The sequence below is a fragment of the Butyrivibrio sp. AE3009 genome (genome assembly GCF_000420845.1).
GTDB lineage: Bacteria > Bacillota > Clostridia > Lachnospirales > Lachnospiraceae > Butyrivibrio.
In genome coordinates this window covers 1-4,026 of the sequence record NZ_ATVS01000082.1, presented here as the reverse complement: position 1 = coordinate 4,026, position 4,026 = coordinate 1, and the positions used below count along the sequence as shown (strand labels likewise).

General features: G+C 47.2%; 2 protein-coding genes. Both read left to right on the top strand.

What is annotated here, in order from left to right; translation table 11 throughout:
• Positions 1 to 182 precede the first annotated feature (182 nt).
• Positions 183 to 1,355, top strand: a complete 1,173-nt coding sequence (locus G588_RS0118220; protein ID WP_022780120.1) for a hypothetical protein — start codon at positions 183 to 185, stop codon at positions 1,353 to 1,355.
• Between the two features lie 269 nt (positions 1,356 to 1,624).
• The coding region (locus G588_RS22285) for a family 43 glycosylhydrolase (RefSeq protein WP_022780119.1) at positions 1,625 to 4,026 on the top strand (2,402 nt) is incomplete at its 3' end.

Genomic DNA, 4,026 nt, shown 5'->3' with positions numbered 1-4,026 from the left:
CATGTTAAGCATTTTGACTTTATGGCCCAAACAAATATGAGGAATTAGCAATTTACGCAGTAAATTAGCGGTTTCCGAATATTTGTAGAATTGCGGGAATGACGATAGTCATGGAGCAATTCGTATATCATATGGTGTCAAAAGATACTTTTGACACCTACATCATATTAACGAGGACTAACATGAGTAAATTTAAGAATAATGACGGAACGGTAAAAAAACGTAAGAAACTCCCCTGGTTTGTCAGACTCCTTCTGTGGTTTGGCATCAGTGACCTGATAATTGCAGCGGGAATCATCCTTACTTTCAAATTCTATGTGTATGGCGCTGTCATGATAGATACCGACACCGTCGACACCATCACAATCAAAGTAAATAAGGAAGGCGAGGTAACAAGCGTATATTCCGGATCCCCCGAGGGCCGGGCAGCCATCGGCACAGAGAGCCTTCTCTTTAGCGATGTTGACACCGCAGTCAGCGCTGTGATGCTCAATCTCGTGGATATGGGCTATATAACAGAAGACAATCCCTCAGCACTTATCTCCGCCTATGCAAGAACCGATGAGCTGGGCGAGGAGCTGGCTGAAGAGCTGATGTATGATGCAGCCTACGCCGCTTCCGATGTAATGGACAGCAACTTCGAGAACGCACTGGTTCTTGATCAGACTATCGACAATGATGCATGGACCAAGGGCTTTGCCGCCAGATACAATATTCCCACCGGTAAGGGCGCTTTTATCATGAGAATCGTCAGCAGCAATCCTTCATTGTCAGCAGGTGAACTCGCAGCCAAGACTTATCCCGAGATTCTCCTTGCCTGCTACGAAGCCGATTCAGACCCTTACGAGTTCATCGACATTCTCGGTTACCCCGAGGACCTTCTCGGTGACGACTCCGAGGATGAAGACAGCGAAGACTATGAAGACTATGAAGAGTCCGAAGATAATTGGGATACAGAGGAGTATGAGGACGGCGAAGTTGATGAGTCTGACACCGAGGAAAATGCCGTAGATGAGTACTGGAACAACTACGACAACACCCTTGAGGACAACGAGTATTCCGAGGATGAGGAAGACGAAGTCGATGACGCTTCTGAAGATGATACTGATTTCTATGAAGACGACGACGATGTTTCCTACCCCGGCGGAGCCACCGGCAACACCTCTACCGGCACCACAAGACCTTCCCGCGGCTATACCGGCAGCGACTACAGTAACGAAGATGACACCTCAGATGATTACGACGAAGACGATTACAGCGATGACACCACTGAGGACACAACCGGGGACAGCTCAGATGATACCTGGGTTGAGCCCGATTACAGCAGCTGGTTCAGTAACACCGGCGGCAACTGATTTCCAATAATTCTTATATTTTAGCGAATATAAAAAGATGCATTTTGGCAAAAGATAACAATTCTTTTATCAAATGCATCTTTTTTTTGTGCAAATAATTCATCCACAATTTGATTTTATTACGACTTTTTTAAAAAACATCAATATTTTTTACAATAATAGCAACTTCTGCGCACCACATAGCAATCTTTGGTATGTGATTCTTTAGGAGAATTGCTATGATGAAACTGCTTACAGTACACTATTCAACTAGGGAAAGGAGTTTTTGTATGAAAAGAGGTTTGGCAGTAGTACTGAGCCTTATGTTGTTTGGGGGAGCAATATTTGGCACTGGTACAACAGCACAGGCGGCCTCTGTTACCAATGGCAGCTATGTCAAGGGTGACAATGAGAACAACCCGCTTGTGACACAGAACTACGGCGCAGATCCTGGTGTTCTGGTGTATAACGACACAGTTTACATCTACACAACCAATGACACACAGGAATTCGCCGGCAACAACGAAAACACATACGGCAAGATTAACACACTCAACTGTTATTCTTCCAAAGACATGGTCAACTGGACAGACCATGGCAGCTTTAAGATCGCAGGTAGCGGCGGAGCCGCTAAGTGGGCATCCAATTCATGGGCTCCCTGCATCGCAACCAAGAAAATAAACGGTAAGGACAAGTTCTTCCTTTATTTCGCTAACAACGCCAGCAGCATCGGCGTTCTTACATCAGACAGTCCTACAGGACCCTGGACAGATCCTCTCGGACGTGCTTTCATAACCAAGCAGACAGCAGGCTGCAGCGGTGTTGAATGGATGTTTGACCCCTCAGTTCTCGTTGATTCTGACGGAACAGGTTATCTTTACTTCGGTGGCGGCGTTCCTTCCGGACAGTACGCACATCCCAAGACAGCAAGAGTTATCAAGCTTGGCAGCAACATGATTTCAACTTCAGGCTCAGCTGCTACAATCGATGCTCCTTATCTTTTCGAGGATTCAGGCATCAACAAGATTGGTAACACATACTTCTACTCATACTGCTCTAACTGGAACTGCTCCAACGGTTACAGCAACGCAGCAATCGAGTACATGACAAGTTCTAATCCTATGGGACCTTTCACATACCAGGGCGAGGTCATGAAGAACCCCGGTGTATTCTTCTCAGGTTCAACAGGAAACAACCACCACGCTATCTTTGAGTTCAAGGGCAGTTACTACATGGCTTATCACACAAGATCAGTTGAGTCCAAGATCATCGGCAAGAGCCTTGGTTACAGAACAACTCAGATCGATAAGATCAATGTATCAGGTGGCAGGATCAGCGCACTCAAACCTACAATGTCAGGTGTTTCACAGCTTTCATACGTTAACCCTTATGACGCTGTTCAGGCTGAGACAATGTTCACACAGGCAGGCATCACCGTTTCAGGTAACGGCGACGGCGTAGCTTGGGTAGGCAGCATCTCCAACGGCGACTACACTAAGGTTAAGGGCGTTAACTTCTCCAAGGGACTTAGCTCCATCACAGTTAACGTAAACAGCAGAGGTTCAGGCACAATCCAGGTTAGAGAGAACAGCCCTTCAGGCAATCTTCTCGGAACCATCAACCTTTCTAACACCAACGGAAGCAACAAGAGTTTCACAGGCACCATGAAGAACGTATCCGGTGTGAAGAACATCGTATTCGTATTCAACGGAAGCTTTGAATTCGACTACTGGCAGGCCGCTGGCACAGGCGAGACAGCAGGTGGCGGCAACCAGGGCGGCAACGAAGGTGGAAACCAGGGTGGTAACCAGGGCGGCAACCAGGGCGGAAATGAGTCAGCTCAGGGCAGAGACACAGTCCAGTGTGAAGATATGACCAAGAGCGGCCAGTACACAGGCACAATCTCAAGTCCGTTCAACGGCGTTGCACTTTATGCTAACAATGACACTGTAAGCTTTGATCAGTATTTCGCATATGGCACACACAGCTTTACTCTTCGCGGCTGCTCCAACAACAGCAACATGGCAAGAGTAGACCTTAAGATCGGCGGTGAGAAGGTTGGTACCTTCTACTACGGTGATGAGTATCCCGCAGAATACACCATCGAGAACGTTAACCACAAGACAGGTGCAGTTACTGTTGAACTCACTGTTTCAGCAGACGACGGCACATGGGATGCATATCTTGATTACCTCACATGGGGCAATGGCTCAGGTTCATCTTCAGGAAACCAGGGCGGCAACAGTGGCAATCAGGGTGGCAACACCGGTAATCAGGGACAGGGTCAGACCGTTGAGGCTAACCTCCTTAATACCTACGGAGCTAAGTACGGCTATTCAGGAACATGTATCAACCTGTATCAGCTCAGAGACTCCAGCCAGCTCAACATCCTTAAGCAGCACTACAACTCAATCACACTTGAGAACGAGATGAAGCCCGATGCACTTCTTGGCAGCTCAGCAAGACTTATCTCTGTAAGTCAGGCTAAGAACCAGGGATACTACATCCCCAGCGGATACAATGAGCAGTATGTTCCTCAGATCAACTTCAACACTGTTGATGAAGTTATGAAGATCTGCTACCAGAACGGCCTTAAGATGAGAGCTCATACTCTTGTATGGCACTCACAGACACCTAGCTGGTTCTTCAGAAACGGCTATTCAGGAAACGGCGGCTTTGTAAATTCTTCCAC